We start from the raw sequence: 19,136 nt of genomic DNA, 5'->3' as shown, positions 1-19,136 counted from the left end.
AAATCATTTCTAGTGGGTGCTAAATGTTTCCGCACACGTTTATGTTTTTAGTTTTCAACCTGGCATATATGCTACCAATAGCTTATGTCCATTTTTTTGGTTTCTCGCAAGGTGGAGTAGAGGAGATTTTTAATAGTGATCCTTCTATTTTATCAAGCATGGTCGTTTTTTATTTTGTTGTTTTGTTTTTTTATTTAAGCGCCTCTTCATTATTTGGCTTTAGATTTCCGTGTAAAAGAATAGAGTGGCAGGTACCACTGCAATTACCCTTTCTAGTTAAGGTCGTTTTTATAATGACTCTTCTGGCTTTAGTTATTTCAAAGATATTACTATATCCTGAAGGTGTTTACTCTGCTTATGCTTTTGATTCCGGTGCTATGGAAAGCCGTGTCTGGAATGTATCTATGGGGTTATCAGAGTTAGGTGTCCTCATTTTTGCGTTTTGTGTGATTACTAAGAATACTAAATTTGCATTTTTGACATTTCTTATTGTTTCTCTAAATTTACTTCATGGAACGAGGATTTTTACATTAATTATTCTATTAATGATTGTTTTTTATATAATTTTTATTAACAAAAGAATTAACAAAATAAAACTTTTTGTATATTTGATTGTTTTCTTCTTCTTTATACTTTTATCTTTTTTAGCTATTTTTATTTATCGTTCTAATGTTTCTATAACTAATATAAACCTAGATCTGATTATAAGCCCAATAGTTTATGAATCCTTATTTAACCAGATTTCTTTTATTCGAATGCTAGGATGGCTCCACGGCGGGCATGTTCCATTTGCACCAGAGATGCTATTTTCTGATTCTGCTATTTTTACATTGCCTTCATTTTTATTCGATGACAAATTATCGTTAATGTACATTAACAATTATGGTGAACTAAGCCCATTAGGAGGTCTTTCTGGCTATGCTAGTGCAATAATATATTTTTCATATTACTATTTTATATGGTACTTTATCCTTGGTATGGTATCTAGTTTATTGCTTAGATCTACGTCTGCTACTAATTTTAAGATAACCACCAGAGTCCTTTATATCTATTTTGTGTGTGATTCCTTATTTAGATTCAATCGCGATCCGTGGTTTATTGTAATAAAAATGTTATCAAATAATTTACTTTTCCTATTGATTATTCTTCTGATAATCGCTTTGCAAGCACGAATGTATAAACGGAGATCTATTCAATGATAGTTAATCTATCACGTTTGGGTAAAAGTGGTACTGGTATGTGGCAGTATTCGATTAAATTCTTAGCTGCGTTGAAAGAGAAAACGAAAATTGATGCAATAATCTGTAGTAAAGTTCATGCAGATTATTTTTGTAATCTTGGTTTTGATGTTATCACCGTGCCAAATATAGTCAGTAATACATCAAAAACATCAAGAGTGAGACCATTGCTCTGGTTTGCATATAGTTATTGGTTAGCAATGAGGGTTTTATTTAAATTCGGTAATGTGAAATTAGTTTGTACTACTCATCACTCGATACCTCTTTTAAGAAATCAAACAATAACTATCCATGACATAAGACCTTTTTATCATCCGGATAGTTTTATACAAAAGTTATACTTCAGGGTTTTGTTGAAATTATCTGTAAAAAGCTGTCAGCACATTTTGACAGTGTCTAATACCGTTAAGAATAGTATTGCAGAAACTTATAAAGTAGATAAAAATAAAATTTTTGTGATTTACAATTGTATCAATAAAACAGATTTTCTTCAAAAGAAAGATAAAGAAAATTATTATCTGGCTGTAGGGGCAAGTTGGCCACATAAGAATATTCATACTTTTATTGACAATAATCATCTTTGGTCTGATTCTCATGAGTTATTCATCGTGTGTGGTCGCACTGCTTACGCAATCCATTTAGAAAATTTAGTCGTTTCACTTAATCTTTCTAATAAAGTTAAATTTGTGCATGATATTTCCTTTGACGAATTGAGGGTTTTGTACTCTGAAGCTTATGCGCTTATTTATCCATCTATTGATGAAGGTTTTGGTATACCTCCAATTGAGGCAATGGCATCAAATACACCTGTCGTAGTCTCTGATATTCCTGTGTTCAGAGAAGTACTAGCCGATGCAGCAATTTATGTGAATCCTCATGATGCAATAAGCTGGAAAAATGCTTTAGAAAGCATTTCTCGGTTGCCGGATAATTTATCAAGATTTGACAGTTGTGTTATAAAATATGATTTTGAAAATATGAAAAAGATGGTTGAAAACTGGTTGACGGAATCAAACTAAATGAAAATAGCGTTAATTATACCCACATATAATGCAGGCGTACTATGGGGGGAGGTTCTAAGTGCAATCAAGCAACAAACGATCTTTCCAGATAATATTGTTATCATTGATTCGGGCTCGAAAGATAGTACGGTTCAGTTAGCTGAAGATTTAGACAATACAACAATTTTACATATTCATTCAAGAGATTTTAATCATGGTGGTACCAGAAATCTTGCAGTGAAAAATGTATTAGATTCAGAGATTATAATCTTTTTAACACAAGATGCGATTTTATCAAGTATAGATTCGATTAAGAATCTAATTTCTCATTTTGAAGATCCATTAGTTGCTGCAGTATGTGGTAGGCAGCTTCCACATACTGATGCAAACCCCCTTGCTGTCCATGCAAGAATTTTTAACTATAGTTCTAAATCTATTATTAAAAGTAAAATAGATGTACACAAACTTGGTATTAAAACAGTCTTCATGTCTAATTCATTTGCTGCCTATCGCCGGTCTGTCTTTGAAGAGTTAGGCGGTTTTCCTGAACATACTATTCTTGCTGAAGATATGTTCATGGCTGCTAAAATGATTGAGTCTGGTTATAAGGTTGGATACTGCGCTGAATCTGCAGTTAGACATTCTCATAATTACAGACCTAGAGAAGAATTCAAGCGATATTTTGACACGGGGGTTTTCCATTCTTGTAATCCCTGGATTCAGCGTGATTTTGGTGGTGCAGGAGGGGAAGGAGCTCGTTTTGTAAAATCCGAAATGCGCTACTTATTCAAAGAGGCACCACTTTGGATCCCAAGAGCACTGCTGACCACATTCGCAAAGCTGTTAGGTTATAAGCTCGGAAAGCGCTGGCAATCTTTTCCATTGCCTCTTTGCCGAGCTTTAAGTATGTACAAGAGTTACTGGAATAATATTCAGTGCTCTAAATCGAAAGAGATAAGATAAATGTCTGTTCTTCCCGTAATAATGGCAGGCGGTACGGGCAGCCGCCTGTGGCCACTTTCTCGTGAATATCATCCCAAGCAGTTTCTTAGCGTTGAGGGCAAGTTATCAATGCTGCAAAATACGATAGCGCGTTTAGCACCGTTCTCAACGGGGGCACCGGTTGTTATTTGTAATGACCGTCATCGCTTCCTTGTTGCGGAGCAGCTTCGCGCTATCGACAAACTTGCTAATAATATTATTCTTGAACCCGTAGGCCGTAATACAGCACCTGCGATAGCCCTTGCTGCATTTGGTGCGCGACAGAATCCGCAGGACAATGATCCACTTTTATTGATCCTTGCCGCTGACCACGTTATTCGGGATGAGGCCGCTTTTATTCGAGCCATTAAGCAGGCTGAGCCCTTGGCTCAGCAGGGTAAACTTGTAACCTTCGGCATTGTCCCGACACATGCAGAAACGGGATACGGATATATACGACGTGGTGAGAATATCGGGGATGATGCGTATGCTGTTGCAGAGTTTGTCGAGAAACCAGACTTTGATACGGCATGTCATTACCTTGGCACTGGAAGATATTACTGGAACAGCGGCATGTTCTTGTTTCGCGCGAGCAGTTATCTAAATGAGTTAAAACACTTATCTCCGGATATTTATCTCGCTTGCGAGAAAGCTGTAGGGCGCGTAAATCCTGATCTTGATTTCATCCGTGTTGATAAAGAGGCATTTATCCTATGCCCGAGTGATTCCATTGACTACGCAGTGATGGAGCATACACAGCATGCTGTGGTCGTGCCGATGGATGCAGGCTGGTCAGATGTGGGGTCATGGTCTTCACTATGGGATATTTCTGCAAAAGATCAGCAAAGAAACGTCTTGCATGGAGATGTTTTTGCCCATAATAGTGAAGATAACTATATTTATTCGGAAAGCGCATTTGTGAGCACTGTTGGAGTAAATAATCTCGTTATTGTTCAAACAGCAGATGCTGTACTCGTCGCGAATAAAGATAATGTACAAGATGTTAAAAAGATTGTAGACCATTTAAAACAAAATAATAGAGACGAGTATAAACAGCATCAGGAAGTATTTCGTCCGTGGGGCAAATATAATGTAATCGATAGCGGTGATAACTATTTAGTTAAACGCATTACCGTTAAGCCCGGAGAAAAATTTGTTGCTCAAATGCACCATCATCGTGCCGAACACTGGATTGTGGTATCTGGTACCGCCCGCGTTACAAAGGGAGATCAGACCTTTTTAGTCTCACAAAATGAGTCAACATTTATTCCACTTAAAACTATTCATGCGTTAGAAAACCCTGGGGTAGTTCCATTAGAATTAATTGAAATCCAGTCTGGCTCTTATCTTGGCGAGGATGACATTATCCGCCTTGAGCAGCGTTCAGGATTTTCGGAGGAAGGCACTGATGAGCCGAGTTTGTAATAGTCATGATGTAATTAGTGCTTCAGGTATCGCTTTTGGAACCAGTGGCGCTCGAGGTCTTGTTACCGATTTTACACCTGAAGTCTGTGCTGCATTTACTGCTTCGTTTATTTCCGTTATGCGCCAACATTTCGCATTTGAAACAGTTGCATTGGCGATTGATAATCGACCAAGTAGCTACGCAATGGCTCAGGCTTGTGCTGCAGCATTGGATGATAACGGAATAAGTACTATTTTTTATGGCGTTATTCCTACACCGGCTTTAGCACTGCAAGCTATGGCCGACAGAATTCCCGCGATCATGGTTACGGGTAGTCACATACCGTTTGACCGGAATGGGTTAAAATTTTACCGTCCCGATGGGGAGATTACGAAAGATGATGAATTAGCAATTCTGAATGCTGAAGCTACATGCAAACAGCTTGTTCTTAAGGAATTGCCAGTTTCAACGTTTGCTGCAGAAAATTACATCACACGCTACCTTTCCTTGTTTCCGACACCTTTCCTTGAGAATAAACGTATTGGTATATACGAACACTCTAGTGCAGGGCGTGAGCTTTATAAGCCTCTATTCGAAGCCCTTGGGGCTGAAGTCATCAGCTTGGGTAGAAGCGATAATTTTGTACCTATTGATACCGAAGCAGTAAGTGAAGATGATAGGGAAAAAGCAATTCGCTGGGCTGAACAATTCAAACTAGATGCGATCTTTTCTACCGATGGTGATGGAGACAGACCTTTAATTTCGGATGAGAAAGGGAATTGGCTGCGAGGCGATGTATTAGGTTTATTATGCTCATTGGCACTATCTGCTGATGCAGTCGCTATCCCTGTGAGTTGTAATAGCATCATTTCTTCCGGCAATTTCTTCAAGCATGTGGAGCTTACAAAGATTGGGTCACCCTATGTGATCGCTGCCTTTCCTGAATTATCGCAGAGCTATGAACGTATCGCGGGCTTTGAAGCTAATGGCGGATTCCTGTTAGGAAGTGATGTTACCATCAACAGTCAGTTATTATCGGCTTTACCAACTCGTGATGCGGTATTACCCGCGATCATGCTTCTTTACAGTAGCAGAGAAAAGAATATTAGTAGTCTTGTTGAACAGCTACCTTGTCGATATACCCACTCTGATCGATTACAGAATGTCAGTCTTGAACAGAGCCGCAAGCTAATCGAAATGGGCACCGAGAATCCGCAATCGTTGTTAAATGCTATTGGTTTACAAAGTGAAATCGCTGCATCTGTAGATACAACTGATGGGATTAGGATAATGCTTGGTAGTCGTTGCATTGTCCATTTACGACCATCAGGAAATGCACCTGAGTTACGTTGTTATGCTGAAGCTAATTCTCTGGAGTTTGCTCAGTTTATTGTGAAAAGAGTTCTCACTTGTATCAGTAATACTTAATCGGAAAGCTTTTACCTTTTGATTTATATTTTGAAAAAATTAAGAAAAGTAAATGTTTATCTGACATGTTAATACCCATTTTGAGGTGAGGGTTAATGGATAATATTGATAATAAGTATAATCCACAGGTATGTAAGATCTTATTAGCTATATCGGATCTGGTTTTTTTTAATGTGGCTTTGTGGTTATCTTTGGGATGCGTATACCTGATTTTTGATGAGGTACAGCGGTTTGTCCCACAAGAACAACTTGATACGCGTTTCATTTCCCACTTCATACTTTCTATAGTATGTGTGGGGTGGTTTTGGGTTCGTTTACGTCATTATACCTACCGCAAACCATTTTGGTATGAATTGAAAGAGATTTTTCGCACTATTGTGATTTTTGCTGTGTTTGACTTGGCGTTAATTGCATTTACGAAATGGCAATTCTCCCGTTATATTTGGGTATTCTGCTGGTCATTTGCACTGGTATTAGTGCCTTTGTTCCGTGTGCTTACAAAACATTTACTTAATAGATTGGGTATTTGGAAAAAAACAACTGTCATTCTCGGAAGTGGTCAAAATGCGCTCGGTGCATACAGTGCCTTGCAGAGTGAAGAGATGATGGGTTTTGACGTTGTCGCATTTTTTGATACTGATTCTGTTGATTGCGAGATTAGCTCACTACCTGTAATAAAAGATGTGGAAGAAATTTGGAGTCTGAATCGCACCGGTGATGTTCATTACATTCTTGCTTATGAATATACGGAACTCGATAAAACACAATACTGGCTCCGTGAGTTATCAAAGCACCATTGTCGCTCAGTTACTGTGGTTCCTTCTTTCCGTGGGTTACCTTTGTATAATACCGATATGTCCTTCATTTTTAGTCATGAAGTTATGTTGCTAAGAATACAAAATAATCTCGCAAAACGGACTTCTCGTTTTCTTAAACGTACTTTCGACATTGTTTGCTCCTTATTGATTCTGCTAATTGCATCACCGCTCATGATTTATTTATGGTACAAAGTTACTCGTGATGGCGGTCCTGCTATTTATGGGCATCAGCGTGTTGGGCGAAACGGAAAATTATTCCCATGCTACAAGTTTCGCTCAATGGTGATGAACTCTCAGGAAGTGTTAAGGGAACTTTTGGATAACGATCCGGAAGCGAGAGCTGAGTGGGATAAAGATTTTAAATTAAAGAATGATCCACGCATTACTGCTGTTGGACGCTTTATTCGGAAAACCAGCCTTGATGAGTTGCCCCAGTTGTTCAACGTATTAAAAGGAGAGATGAGTCTGGTTGGGCCACGGCCTATCATTTCAGATGAATTGGAACGTTATTGTGATGACGTTGATTATTATTTAATGGCAAAACCTGGCATGACGGGGCTGTGGCAAGTTAGTGGCCGAAATGATGTTGACTATGAAACACGCGTTTATTTTGACTCATGGTATGTTAAGAACTGGACTCTCTGGAATGACATTGCCATTTTGTTTAAGACGGTGAAGGTCGTTTTGCATCGAGATGGCGCGTACTGAGTGCGTATAAACATGACCTTTTACTACCCAAAAGGAAGCACCAGTACACCAATTGCTACCTTCTTGCCTTGTCTCTGAGTTAACATGTTAGTCACTTAAGCCTCCCGGGGGCAGCCCCGGTGGGCAACCACACCTGACAGGAGTATGTAATGTCCAAGCAACAGATCGGCGTCGTCGGTATGGCAGTGATGGGGCGCAACCTGGCGCTCAACATCGAAAGCCGTGGTTATACCGTCTCCATCTTCAACCGCTCCCGCGAGAAAACTGAAGAAGTTGTTGCCGAGAACCCGGGTAAGAAACTGGTTCCTTATTACACGGTGAAAGAGTTCGTCGAGTCTCTTGAAACCCCACGTCGTATCCTGTTAATGGTGAAAGCGGGTGCTGGCACCGATGCTGCCATTGATTCCCTGAAGCCGTATTTGGATAAAGGCGACATCATCATTGATGGTGGTAACACCTTCTTCCAGGACACAATCCGTCGTAACCGTGAACTGTCTGCGGAAGGTTTCAACTTCATCGGTACCGGTGTTTCCGGCGGTGAAGAGGGCGCTCTTAAAGGCCCATCCATCATGCCTGGTGGCCAGAAAGAAGCCTACGAACTTGTTGCGCCGATCCTGACTAAGGTTGCTGCGGTTGCTGAAGATGGCGAACCGTGCGTGACCTATATTGGTGCTGATGGCGCAGGCCACTATGTGAAGATGGTGCACAACGGGATCGAATATGGCGATATGCAGTTGATTGCGGAAGCCTATTCTCTGCTGAAAGGCGGTTTGAACCTGTCTAACGAAGAGCTGGCAACTACTTTCACCGAGTGGAATGAAGGCGAGTTGAGCAGTTATCTGATCGACATCACCAAAGATATCTTCACCAAGAAAGATGAAGAGGGTAAATACCTTGTTGATGTGATCCTGGACGAAGCGGCGAACAAAGGCACCGGTAAATGGACCAGCCAGAGCTCTCTGGATCTGGGCGAACCGCTGTCGCTGATCACCGAATCCGTATTCGCTCGCTACATCTCTTCTCTGAAAGACCAGCGCGTTGCGGCATCTAAAGTGCTGTCTGGCCCGCAGGCTAAACTGGCTGGTGATAAAGCAGAGTTTGTTGAGAAGGTCCGTCGCGCGCTGTATTTGGGCAAAATCGTCTCTTATGCTCAGGGCTTCTCTCAACTGCGTGCCGCATCTGACGAATACAACTGGGATCTGAACTACGGCGAAATCGCGAAGATCTTCCGCGCGGGCTGCATCATTCGTGCGCAGTTCCTGCAGAAAATCACCGACGCCTATGCTGAAAACAAAGGCATCGCGAACCTGCTGCTGGCCCCGTACTTCAAAAACATTGCTGATGAATATCAGCAAGCGCTGCGTGATGTAGTGGCTTACGCTGTGCAGAACGGTATTCCGGTACCGACCTTCTCTGCAGCAGTAGCCTACTACGATAGCTACCGTTCTGCGGTACTGCCGGCTAACCTGATCCAGGCCCAGCGTGACTACTTCGGTGCACATACGTATAAACGCACCGATAAAGAAGGTGTGTTCCACACCGAATGGCTGGATTAATCTGATTTAGTCAAACTGTAAATGCAGGCCCGGAGCGTTCCTCCGGGCTTTTTTATTGCCAAAAAATGGGATTCAGTCAGGTCCGATATCCGGTGTTGTAGCAAATCACGATATACTGGCGCAATGCAGAGCCGATGCGCCACGTTGTTGGCAGCGTGTTCACCCTCAAATGTTCAACCGGAAGAAGTTACACAGCGAATGAAGATAACTATCTCAGGAACAGGTTATGTAGGTTTGTCGAACGGTATTCTGATTGCCCAGCACCACGAAGTGGTCGCGCTGGATATCGTTCCGGCGAAAGTAGAGATGCTGAATCAGAAGAAATCACCGATTGTTGACAAGGAGATCGAAGAATATCTGGCGACAAAACAGCTGAATTTCCGTGCCACGACGGATAAGCATGATGCCTACCGCGATGCGGACTACGTTATTATCGCGACACCGACTGATTACGATCCTAAGACTAACTACTTCAATACCTCAAGCGTCGAGTCTGTGATCCGTGACGTGGTGGCAATTAACCCAAATGCGGTGATGGTCATCAAATCTACCATCCCGGTCGGTTTTACAAATTCGATTAAAGAACAGTTGGGCATCGACAATATCTTCTTCTCGCCGGAGTTCCTGCGTGAAGGCCGTGCGTTGTACGATAATTTGCATCCGTCCCGTATCGTTATTGGTGAACGTTCCGAACGAGCCGAGCGTTTTGCGGCGTTGCTGCAGGAAGGTGCGGTTAAAAAAGACATTCCGACGCTGTTTACCGACTCGACTGAAGCCGAAGCCATCAAGTTGTTCGCTAATACTTATCTGGCGTTACGTGTGGCCTACTTTAACGAGCTGGATAGCTATGCAGAAAGTCTTGGCTTGAACTCACGGCAGATTATTGAAGGTGTGTGCCTGGATCCGCGTATCGGTAATCACTACAACAATCCGTCATTCGGCTATGGTGGCTACTGTCTGCCGAAAGATACTAAGCAGTTGCTGGCTAACTACGCGTCTGTACCGAATAACATTATTGGCGCGATCGTTGATGCGAACCGTACGCGTAAGGACTTCATTGCAGATTCTATTCTTGCGCGTAAGCCTAAGGTGGTCGGCGTGTACCGTTTGATCATGAAAAGTGGTTCCGATAATTTCCGGGCATCATCGATTCAGGGCATCATGAAGCGCATTAAAGCCAAGGGTGTGCCCGTTATTATTTATGAACCCGTGATGGAGGAAGATGAGTTTTTCCATTCTCGGGTAGTGCGTGATCTTAATGCGTTCAAAAATGAAGCAGATATCATTATTTCCAACCGCATGACGCCAGAATTAGCTGATGTTGCCGATAAAGTGTATACCCGCGATTTGTTTGGTAGTGATTAATCTCGTCTCCATAAAAAAGGCCTTATAAAAGGCCTTTTATTTTAATCAGGTCAGTAATTAAACTTTGTAGAAATTACGGTACCAGTCAACAAAGTTCTTCACCCCATCTTTTACCGTGGTTTCAGGTTTAAAACCAATTACCTCATACAGTGCTTTAGTGTCTGCGCTGGTTTCCAGTACATCACCTGGCTGTAGTGGTAGCATGTTTTTCTTCGCTTCAATACCCAGAGCATCTTCCAAAGCCTGGATATAGTCCATTAGCTCAACCGGTGAACTATTGCCGATATTGTAGACGCGCCAGGGCGCAATGCTGGCTGCTGGCGTGCCTGTTTCAACGGTCCATTGTGTGTCTGCGTGTGGAATGACATCCTGCAGGCGAATGATTGCTTCTGCGATATCATCGATATAGGTAAAGTCACGCTTCATTTTGCCGTAGTTATAGACGTCAATACTTTTCCCTTCCAGCATCGCTTTGGTGAACTTGAACAGCGCCATATCCGGTCGACCCCATGGACCGTACACGGTGAAAAAACGCAACCCGGTTGTGGGCAATCCGTACAGGTGGGAATAAGTATGAGCCATCAGCTCGTTGGCTTTTTTGGTTGCTGCATACAGCGACACAGGATGATCGACGGAATCATCCGTAGAGAAAGGCATTTTGCGATTCAGACCGTAAACTGAACTGGATGAGGCATAGAGTAAATGCTTAATTTTATTATGGCGACACCCTTCCAGTATGTTCAGAAATCCTGTGAGATTTGAGTCTGCATAGGCATGCGGATTTTCGAGTGAATAACGTACGCCAGCCTGTGCGGCAAGATGAATGACGCGTTCAAAATGCCCGGATGCGAAGAGTTCAGTCATTCCTTCGCGGTCGGCTAGATCAATTTTATGAAACTGGAAACCAGGCTGTGCCAGTAATTCCAGACGAGCTTGTTTAAGACTGACGTCGTAGTAATCGTTCAGATTATCAATACCGACTACTTGATGGCCAGCCTCAAGGAGGCGTTTGCTAACGTGGAAGCCGATGAAACCAGCGGCACCCGTAACCAGGTATTTCATGTTTATTCCTCTTTTTGGCTAAATAATAGCCAGGTACCAACAGGCGCTACTAAAAAGTGGAATGATACCGTTAGATGGTAAAAAAGCTAATTGTTATATTTTTTACGCTTACCATTTTTACTGGTCAGACGGTAAATATTCATGACATGGATTCATTAAAATGAATTGTAAAGGGCAACGATTGGCGGACATGAAATCTGATTGTTGCTGTTTTTTTGCTCATGAAAGTGTTCTTCGAGTAATTACACTTTTGTTTAATCGTATTGATTTTCAGTAGTGATTGAAATACCAATCAAAATCCCTCAAACAATTTGATTTTTTTATCATTAATCCTATGGCATTGCCTCAATTTATAGCTAAACTAATCCGAGTTTAAGTCTTTCCTTATCTAGGGTTTCTATGTCTGTAAGTGATAACAACATGTCCGGGCGCAGTCACGATCCGGAACAGATTGATCTGATTGATTTACTGGTACAGTTGTGGCGCGGGAAAGTAACAATCGTTATCGCGATTGTTATTGCCATAGTGCTTGCTGTGGGCTATCTGGCAGTTGCTAAGGAGAAATGGACTTCAACAGCCATTATCACTCAACCGGATGTCGGACAGATTGCCACGTATAACAACGCACTCAACGTGTTGTATGGTGTCAGTGCCCCTAAGGTTACGGAACTGCAGACAAACGTGGTTGGTCGTTTCAGTACCTCTTTCTCTGCATTGGCTGAAACGCTTGATAATCAGGAAGAACCACAGAAACTGTCAATTGAACAGTCTGTTAAAGGTCAACCATTACCGTTGGCGGTTTCTTATGTGGGTGGCTCACCTGAAGACGCTCAGCGTCAGCTCGCCGAATACATTCAACAAACAGATGAAAAGGTTGCCAAAGAGCTGGAACTTGACCTGGTTGATAACATCAAATTGCAAACAACTACGTTGCAAGATTCTCTGAAAACTCAGGAAGTGGTCGCTCAGGAGCAAAAAGATCTGCGAATCAAGCAAATCCAGGAAGCGCTGCGTTATGCAGAACAAGCCGGGGTGATTAAGCCGCAGATTCAGCAAACTCAGGATGTTACGCAGGACAGCATGCTACTATTGGGTAGCGATGCCCTGAAGTCCATGATTGAGCACGAATCTACGCGTCCGTTGATATTATCTGACAACTACTTTCAGACTAAGCAAAAGCTGTTGGATATCGAAAATCTTAAGCTTGAGGGGGCCGAGTTACACGCCTATCGCTATGTGATGAAACCAACGTTGCCGGTTCGTCGTGACAGTCCGAAAAAAGCGATTACCCTGGTGCTGGCGGTTCTGCTCGGTGGGATGATTGGGGCTGGTGTGGTGCTGGGGCGAAATGCGTTGCGTGGTTACAACGCAAAAGCAGAGTAAGCCTGAACCTGACAACAAAAAACCGGGCAGTGCCCGGTTTTTTCATATCTGCAACTTACTGATGACGCTTACGTAAATTCTCTATCACTGTCGTCAGGTCGAGGTCCTGATCCTGCAGCAGCACCAGCAGGTGATACATCAGATCAGAGGCTTCATTTGTCAGCTCAAAGCGGTCGTTCACCGTCGCAGCCAGCGCGGTTTCTACGCCTTCTTCACCCACTTTCTGTGCGATGCGTTTGGTGCCGCTGGCATACAGTTTCGCAGTGTAGGAACTGGCTGGGTCAGCAGTTTTACGTTCGGCCAGCAGTTGCTCAAGCTGATACAGGAACAGCCACTGGTGGCTGGTGTCGCCAAAGCAGCTTGAGGTGCCTTTATGGCAGGTCGGGCCAATCGGATTAACCAGGACGAGCAGGGTGTCGTTGTCGCAGTCAGGCGCAATGCTCACCACATTCAGGAAGTGACCTGAGGTCTCTCCTTTGGTCCACAGGCGCTGCTTAGTCCGCGAGAAAAAGGTCACTTTGCCGCTTTCGAGCGTTTTATCCAGCGCCTCCGGATTCATATAACCCAGCATCAATACTTCACCAGAAACCGCATGCTGCACGATGACTGGCATCAGCCCGTCGGTTTTTTCCCAGTCCAGCTCACGGCATTGTTGCTTCGTTAACATATCCTGATCTCCACGCCCTGTGTTGCCAGGTACGCTTTTAATTCGCCAATATTGATGATTTGCTTGTGGAAGACGGAGGCGGCAAGCGCGCCGTCAACGTCGGCATCCCGGAAGGCTTCGAGAAAGTGTTCTCTGGTGCCCGCGCCGCCGGAGGCAATCAGCGGGACGTGACAAACGTCACGTACTTTTTTCAACTGTTCCAGGTCATAACCGTTACGTACGCCGTCCTGATTCATCATGTTCAGGACGATTTCGCCCGCGCCGCGTTTTTGGACTTCCTGCACCCAGTCCAGTGTTTCCCACTGCGTGACGCGGGTACGGCTTTCATCCCCGGTATACTGATTAACGTGATATTTGCCGGTTTCGGCGTCATACCAGGTATCAATGCCCACCACGATGCACTGCACGCCAAAGCGATCCGCCAGACGGGTGATAAGTTTCGGTTCGGCCAGCGCCGGGGAGTTGATGGAGATTTTGTCCGCCCCGAAAGAGAGGATACGTGCCGCATCGTCGATGGATTTAATGCCACCGGCAACACAGAACGGAATATCGATCACTTCCGCCACGCGTGATACCCAGCTTTTATCCACTACGCGGCCATCGCTGGAAGCGGTGATATCGTAGAACACCAGTTCATCTGCGCCTTCATCGGCATAGCGTTTTGCCAGTGGGACAATGTCGCCAATAATCTCGTGATTGCGGAACTGAACGCCTTTTACCACCTGCCCATCGCGAACGTCCAGACAAGGAATTATGCGTTTTGCCAGCATTGTATGGCCTCCTCAACGGTGAACTTACCTTCTAGCAAGGCTCGTCCGACGATAACACCACGAACACCGGTCCCGCGCAGGGCCGCTACGTCCTCGATTCCACCAATACCACCAGATGACTGAAACGCTACCTGCGGATATTTGGCGCACACTTCTTCATAAAGCGCGACGTTTGAGCCTGCCAGCGTGCCGTCGCGGGAGATATCGGTGCACAGCACGTGCTTCAGGCCGACGGGTAAATAGGTCTCAACCAGTTCTTCCAGTGAAACCCCGGAGTCTTCCTGCCAGCCACTAACCGCTACCTGTTTGTTCCCACGCTCGTCAATACGAACGTCCAGTGCCAGCACCAGCGCGTCGGCACCAAAACGAGCAAACCAGCTCTTGACTTCCTCGGGGGATTTTACCGCCGTCGACCCCACCACTACACGCGCCACGCCAGCGTTAAGCAGCGCTTCAACATCCGCTTCGGTACGCACGCCGCCGCCAACCTGCACTGGAACGTTGACGCCAGCGACCAGCGTTTTAATCAGCGGGATCTGGCGCTGCGCCGGGTCTTTCGCGCCGGTTAAATCAACCAGGTGCAGTACTTCGGCCCCCTGGGCTGCGTAATCCTGCAAACGGGGGAGAGGATCGTTACCGTAATCACGTTGCCTGGCGTAATCGCCCTGATGAAGACGCACCACCGTGCCGTCGATTAAATCTAATGCCGGAATAATCATTACATCTCCAGAAAGTTTTTCAGCAACTGCGCTCCAGCCGCGCCCGAACGTTCAGGGTGGAACTGCACGCCAAAGAAATTGTCCTTTTGTACTGCCGCGGTAAACGGCTCGCCGTAATGACACTGGGCGATGGTCCACGGGTTCACCGGCATAGCATAGCTGTGTACAAAGTAGAAATACGCACCATCTTCAATGCCCTGGAACAGACGATTTCCCGCCTGCGGATAGACCCGATTCCAGCCCATGTGCGGCAGCGGCAGACCGAAATCGGTCATCTTCGGGACATCCTGCTCAATAATACCCAGCAGTGATACGCCGTTACTCTCTTCGCTGCGACGACCAAGCAGTTGCATGCCTAAGCAGATCCCCAGCACTGGTTGCGTACAGGCTTTGATCAGCTCAATCAGTTCACGCTCGTGCAACTGGTCCATCGCCGCCTGGGCGGTACCGACGCCCGGCAGAAACAGCTTATCGGCGCGCAGCACTACGTCCGGGTCGCGGCTGACAACAGGATCGTATCCATGGCGAGCGACGGCGGATTTTACCGAATGCAGGTTGGCGCAACCGGTGTCCAGAATCACCACATTCATTACAGCACTCCTTTTGAGGAGGGCAGCGTGTCGCCTTCTACACGAATTGCCTGACGCAGCGTACGACCAAAGGCTTTAAACAGGCTCTCCACACGGTGGTGGTCATTTTTGCCTTTGGTTTTCAGGTGTAGGGTGACGCCCATAGTGTAAGAGAGTGAACGGAAGAAGTGTTCGATCATCTCCGTGCTCAGATCGCCAACGCGCTGGTAGGTAAACTCCGCGCGGTATTCCAGGTGTGGGCGGCCGGAGATATCCAGCGCGCAACGCGCCAGGCACTCATCCATCGGCAGTACAAAACCAAAACGATTGATGCCGCGTTTATCGCCTAACGCCAGCTTTAAGGCTTCGCCCAGCGCCAGACCGGTATCTTCAACGGTGTGGTGATCGTCTATATACAGATCGCCCTTGACGGCAATCTCCATGCGAAAACCGCCGTGGGTGGCGATTTGATCCAGCATGTGGTCAAAGAAGCCAACGCCGGTATTAATTTTGCTGCGGCCTTCGCGGTCCAGCCAGACTTTGACGTCAATCTGCGTTTCTTTAGTATTACGCTCAACGTGTGCGTAGCGGTCACGTTTGGTCAACTGCTCGCCGATCATTGCCCAGTTCAGGGTGTCGCGATGGTAACGCAATCCGCTAATGCCCATGTTTTCAGCGAGCTGAATATCGGTTGCCCGATCGCCAATGACGTAGCTGTTCGCCATATCCATGGCCTGTTCAACCAGATACTGTTCAACCAGCTTCACTTTTGGCTTACGGCAATCGCACTCGTCCGCTGGCAGGTGCGGGCAAATCAGTACCTCATCAAATGTCACACCCTGAGAGGTGAAAATTTGCATCATCAGGTTATGCGGACCGTCAAAATCAGCCTGTGGGAAACTCTGTGTTCCGAGTCCATCCTGGTTAGTGATCATAACCAGCTTAAAACCTGCTTTTTGCAGTTTCAGCAAAACGGGAACAACTTCCGGCTCGAAGGCGAGTTTGTCAAAGCGATCGACCTGAAAGTCACTTGGCGGTTCGGAAATCAGGGTTCCATCACGGTCAATAAAAAGATACTTCTGGCTCATACTTGCTCCGCACGTAAGGCGTCAATGACGCGCTGGCTCTCTTCACGGGTTCCGACAGTAATTCGCAGGCAGCCGCTTAACGAAGGTTGTTTATTCTGATCTCGTAAGATAATGCCCTGATCCCACAAAGATTTAAATACGCTACTTGATGCGGTGAAGCGCGCCAGAACATAGTTGGTTTCAGAGTCGAAAACCTGTTCTACACAGCGAATTGTTTTCAGGTTATCTACCAGATACTGACTCTCTCCCAGGATCTGCTCTACGCGTTTACGCATGGCGGAAATCCCTTGCGGCGTCAGGGCCTGGGTGGCGATATCTGCCACCGGCGTAGAGAGTGGGTAAGGGGCAATCACCTTTAACAGCAGATTGATAACCTCTTCATTCGCCAGCGTAAACCCGCAGCGTAAACCGGCGAGAGCAAACGCTTTTGACAACGTGCGTAATATCACCAGATGCGGATACTCTGACAGCCAGCCTGCCAGCGTGGCTTGCGGGCAAAACTCAATATAGGCCTCATCAGCGACCACAATAGCTTTACCCTGCGTCATTTCGAGCAGTGAACGCAGATCCTGCGGGTTAATCAACTGGCCGGTTGGGTTATTAGGGCTGCAAACGTAGATCACCTTCACGCCATCAATCTTGTCCGCGATGCCTTGCAAATCCAGCTGCCAGTTATCAAGGGTCGGAACGGTGCGACATTCGACGCCAATCGTTTCGGCGCTGACGCTGTACATGCCGTAAGTCGGCGGGCAGTAGAGAATGGCATCTTTACCGGGTTCGCAAAACGCGCGCACCAGCAGCTCGATCCCTTCATCTGCGCCGCGGCTGACCAGCACCTGCTCCGGTTTGACGCCAGCATACTGCGCGTAATTCTCAATCACCGCTTTCGGCTGACACTCCGGGTAGCGGTTCAGCGTTTGTTGACTGAGCTGGAACTCCACGGCGGTGGGATATTCATTCGCGTTGAGCCAGACATCGCCGTTACCGCCGAGACGACGGGCAGACTGATAGGGCGTTAATTCGCGAACATTCTTACGGGCTAAATCAGTGACGCTGAGAAAGTTGTCAGTGCTCATGCTTGCTCCTTCAGGGCGTTAACGCGCAGGGTAACGGCATTTTGGTGGGCAGTCAGTCGTTCAGCAGCGGCCAGTACTTCAATGGTTGAGGCCAGGCCAGAGAAACCTTGCGGGGTTAATTCCTGTACAGTCATCCGTTTCTGGAAGTCAGCCAGCCCAAGGCTTGAGCAGGTCGCGGTATAGCCGTAGGTCGGAAGAACGTGGTTGGTGCCAGAAGCATAGTCGCCTGCGGATTCCGGCGACCAGTCGCCGAGGAACACCGAACCGGCGCTGGTGATCTCATCAACCAGTTCACGTGCGTTGCGAGTCTGAATAATCAGGTGTTCTGGACCGTAGGCGTTAGAAATGGCCACGCACTGTTCAAGATCTTTGGCGATAATCAGTCGGCTGGCGGCGAGCGCCTGGCGGGCGGTGTCGGCGCGGGAAAGCTCAGCGAGCTGGCGTTCAACGGCTTTGGCAACGCCTTCGGCAAGCGTAGCGTCTGGCGTCAGTAGGATAACCTGCGAGTCGGGGCCGTGTTCTGCCTGAGAAAGCAGGTCAGAGGCAACAAAGTCCGGCGTCGCGCCGCTGTCGGCGATAACCAGCACTTCGGACGGGCCAGCAGGCATGTCGATCGCCGCGCCGTCAAGACGCTGGCTGACCTGGCGTTTGGCTTCGGTCACATACGCATTGCCCGGCCCGAAGATTTTATCGACCTTAGGAATAGATTCGGTGCCCAGCGCCAGCGCGGCAATGGCCTGTGCGCCGCCCACATTAAACACCTCTTTTACACCACACAGCTGCGCGGCGTAGAGAATTTCATCGGCAATCGGCGGTGGTGAGCACAGCACCACTTTTTTGCAGCCGGCGATGCGCGCCGGGGTCGCCAGCATTAATACGGTAGAGAACAGCGGCGCTGAACCTCCAGGAATATACAGGCCCACGGAAGCGATAGGGCGGGTAACCTGCTGGCAGCGCACACCCGGCTGAGTTTCGATATCCACCGGCGGCAGGATCTGAGCGGTGTGGAAAGTATCAATATTACGCACCGCCACCTGCATAGCTTGTTTCAGTTCGTCGCTCAGGCGACTACTGGCTTGTTGGATTTCTTCCTCGGTGACGCGCAGCGCGCCGACCTCGGTTTTATCAAACTTCGCGCTGTATTCACGCAGCGCCCGGTCGCCGTTATTTTTGACGTTCTCAAGGATCTCGGCCACCGTACGGCTGATGCTTTCCGAGGCGGAAATAGCCGGGCGCATCAGCAGTTCGCGTTGCTGCTCGGGGCTACAGCTATTCCAGTCAATCAGGGTATTGAAGCTCATG

The 19,136-nt window shown here is 46.4% G+C and carries 17 protein-coding genes; 9 read left to right on the top strand and 8 right to left on the bottom strand.

The window, feature by feature from the left end; genetic code table 11:
• Window positions 1-23 precede the first annotated feature (23 nt).
• The 8 genes from OGV74_RS13755 to ugd all read left to right on the top strand — a co-directional run bounded on the left by OGV74_RS13755 (window position 24) and on the right by ugd (window position 10,500).
• Window positions 24-1,199 carry an O-antigen polymerase gene (locus tag OGV74_RS13755; RefSeq protein WP_071697550.1) on the top strand — a complete coding sequence of 392 codons (1,176 nt, stop codon included), beginning with the start codon at window positions 24-26 and terminating at the stop codon, window positions 1,197-1,199.
• Complete coding sequence (locus OGV74_RS13750; RefSeq protein WP_071697551.1) at window positions 1,196-2,257, top strand: glycosyltransferase family 4 protein; 1,062 nt, start codon at window positions 1,196-1,198, stop codon at window positions 2,255-2,257. The genes OGV74_RS13755 and OGV74_RS13750 overlap by 4 nt, the downstream gene beginning before the upstream one ends.
• Entirely contained in the window at window positions 2,258-3,202 is a 945-nt protein-coding gene (locus OGV74_RS13745) for a glycosyltransferase family 2 protein (RefSeq protein ID WP_071697552.1), read from the top strand.
• Window positions 3,203-4,645, top strand: coding sequence for a mannose-1-phosphate guanylyltransferase/mannose-6-phosphate isomerase (locus OGV74_RS13740; protein WP_071697553.1), 1,443 nt, complete (start codon window positions 3,203-3,205; stop codon window positions 4,643-4,645).
• On the top strand, window positions 4,629-6,053 hold the full coding sequence (locus OGV74_RS13735; RefSeq protein WP_071697554.1) for a phosphomannomutase: 1,425 nt from the start codon (window positions 4,629-4,631) through the stop codon (window positions 6,051-6,053). Before OGV74_RS13740 ends, OGV74_RS13735 begins: the two co-directional genes overlap by 17 nt.
• Window positions 6,054-6,148: 95 nt before the next feature.
• A complete protein-coding gene (locus tag OGV74_RS13730) occupies window positions 6,149-7,579 on the top strand; it encodes an undecaprenyl-phosphate galactose phosphotransferase (RefSeq protein ID WP_086504302.1) in 1,431 nt (476 codons plus the stop codon).
• Window positions 7,580-7,728: 149 nt separating this feature from the next.
• On the top strand, window positions 7,729-9,135 hold the full coding sequence (gene gnd / locus OGV74_RS13725; protein ID WP_286520958.1) for an NADP-dependent phosphogluconate dehydrogenase: 1,407 nt from the start codon (window positions 7,729-7,731) through the stop codon (window positions 9,133-9,135).
• A 198-nt stretch (window positions 9,136-9,333) separates the two neighbouring features.
• A complete protein-coding gene (ugd, locus tag OGV74_RS13720) occupies window positions 9,334-10,500 on the top strand; it encodes a UDP-glucose 6-dehydrogenase (RefSeq protein WP_086504301.1) in 1,167 nt (388 codons plus the stop codon).
• A gap of 57 nt (window positions 10,501-10,557) precedes the next feature.
• Here ugd and OGV74_RS13715 read toward each other — a convergent pair whose 3' ends face one another.
• Window positions 10,558-11,562: an NAD-dependent epimerase gene (locus tag OGV74_RS13715; protein WP_086504300.1), complete on the bottom strand. Its 1,005-nt coding sequence runs from the start codon at window positions 11,560-11,562 to the stop codon at window positions 10,558-10,560.
• Window positions 11,563-11,961: 399 nt separating this feature from the next.
• Between OGV74_RS13715 and wzzB the strand changes: the two genes are divergently transcribed.
• Window positions 11,962-12,945 carry an LPS O-antigen chain length determinant protein WzzB gene (wzzB, locus tag OGV74_RS13710; RefSeq protein WP_086504299.1) on the top strand — a complete coding sequence of 328 codons (984 nt, stop codon included), beginning with the start codon at window positions 11,962-11,964 and terminating at the stop codon, window positions 12,943-12,945.
• Window positions 12,946-13,000: 55 nt separating this feature from the next.
• Here the strand turns inward: wzzB and hisIE are convergent, their stop codons facing one another.
• Genes hisIE through hisD form a run of 7 tightly spaced genes read right to left on the bottom strand, consistent with a single transcriptional unit; the run spans window position 13,001 to window position 19,135 of the window.
• Entirely contained in the window at window positions 13,001-13,612 is a 612-nt protein-coding gene (hisIE, locus tag OGV74_RS13705) for a bifunctional phosphoribosyl-AMP cyclohydrolase/phosphoribosyl-ATP diphosphatase HisIE (protein ID WP_003030122.1), read from the bottom strand.
• The gene (gene hisF / locus OGV74_RS13700; protein WP_086504298.1) at window positions 13,606-14,382 is read right to left on the bottom strand and encodes an imidazole glycerol phosphate synthase subunit HisF; all 777 of its coding nucleotides are present in this window, start codon (window positions 14,380-14,382) and stop codon (window positions 13,606-13,608) included. The genes hisIE and hisF overlap by 7 nt, the downstream gene beginning before the upstream one ends.
• On the bottom strand, window positions 14,364-15,101 hold the full coding sequence (hisA, locus tag OGV74_RS13695) for a 1-(5-phosphoribosyl)-5-[(5-phosphoribosylamino)methylideneamino]imidazole-4-carboxamide isomerase (RefSeq protein ID WP_086504297.1): 738 nt from the start codon (window positions 15,099-15,101) through the stop codon (window positions 14,364-14,366). The genes hisF and hisA overlap by 19 nt, the downstream gene beginning before the upstream one ends.
• Window positions 15,101-15,691 (bottom strand): imidazole glycerol phosphate synthase subunit HisH, encoded by a 591-nt coding sequence (gene hisH / locus OGV74_RS13690; RefSeq protein ID WP_003030129.1) that lies wholly within the window; start codon window positions 15,689-15,691, stop codon window positions 15,101-15,103. Before hisH ends, hisA begins: the two co-directional genes overlap by 1 nt.
• Window positions 15,691-16,758, bottom strand: a complete 1,068-nt coding sequence (hisB, locus tag OGV74_RS13685; protein ID WP_000080054.1) for a bifunctional histidinol-phosphatase/imidazoleglycerol-phosphate dehydratase HisB — start codon at window positions 16,756-16,758, stop codon at window positions 15,691-15,693. Before hisB ends, hisH begins: the two co-directional genes overlap by 1 nt.
• Window positions 16,755-17,834, bottom strand: a complete 1,080-nt coding sequence (hisC, locus tag OGV74_RS13680) for a histidinol-phosphate transaminase (protein WP_086504296.1) — start codon at window positions 17,832-17,834, stop codon at window positions 16,755-16,757. The genes hisB and hisC overlap by 4 nt, the downstream gene beginning before the upstream one ends.
• On the bottom strand, window positions 17,831-19,135 hold the full coding sequence (gene hisD, locus OGV74_RS13675; RefSeq protein WP_061547721.1) for a histidinol dehydrogenase: 1,305 nt from the start codon (window positions 19,133-19,135) through the stop codon (window positions 17,831-17,833). Before hisD ends, hisC begins: the two co-directional genes overlap by 4 nt.
• Between the last annotated feature and the right edge of the window lies 1 nt (window position 19,136).

The organism is Citrobacter sp. Cf116 (genome assembly GCF_030336505.1).
Lineage (GTDB): Bacteria > Pseudomonadota > Gammaproteobacteria > Enterobacterales > Enterobacteriaceae > Citrobacter > Citrobacter freundii.
Note: the sequence above shows the minus strand (reverse complement) of the source record. Positions and strands in the feature narration are given on the sequence as shown.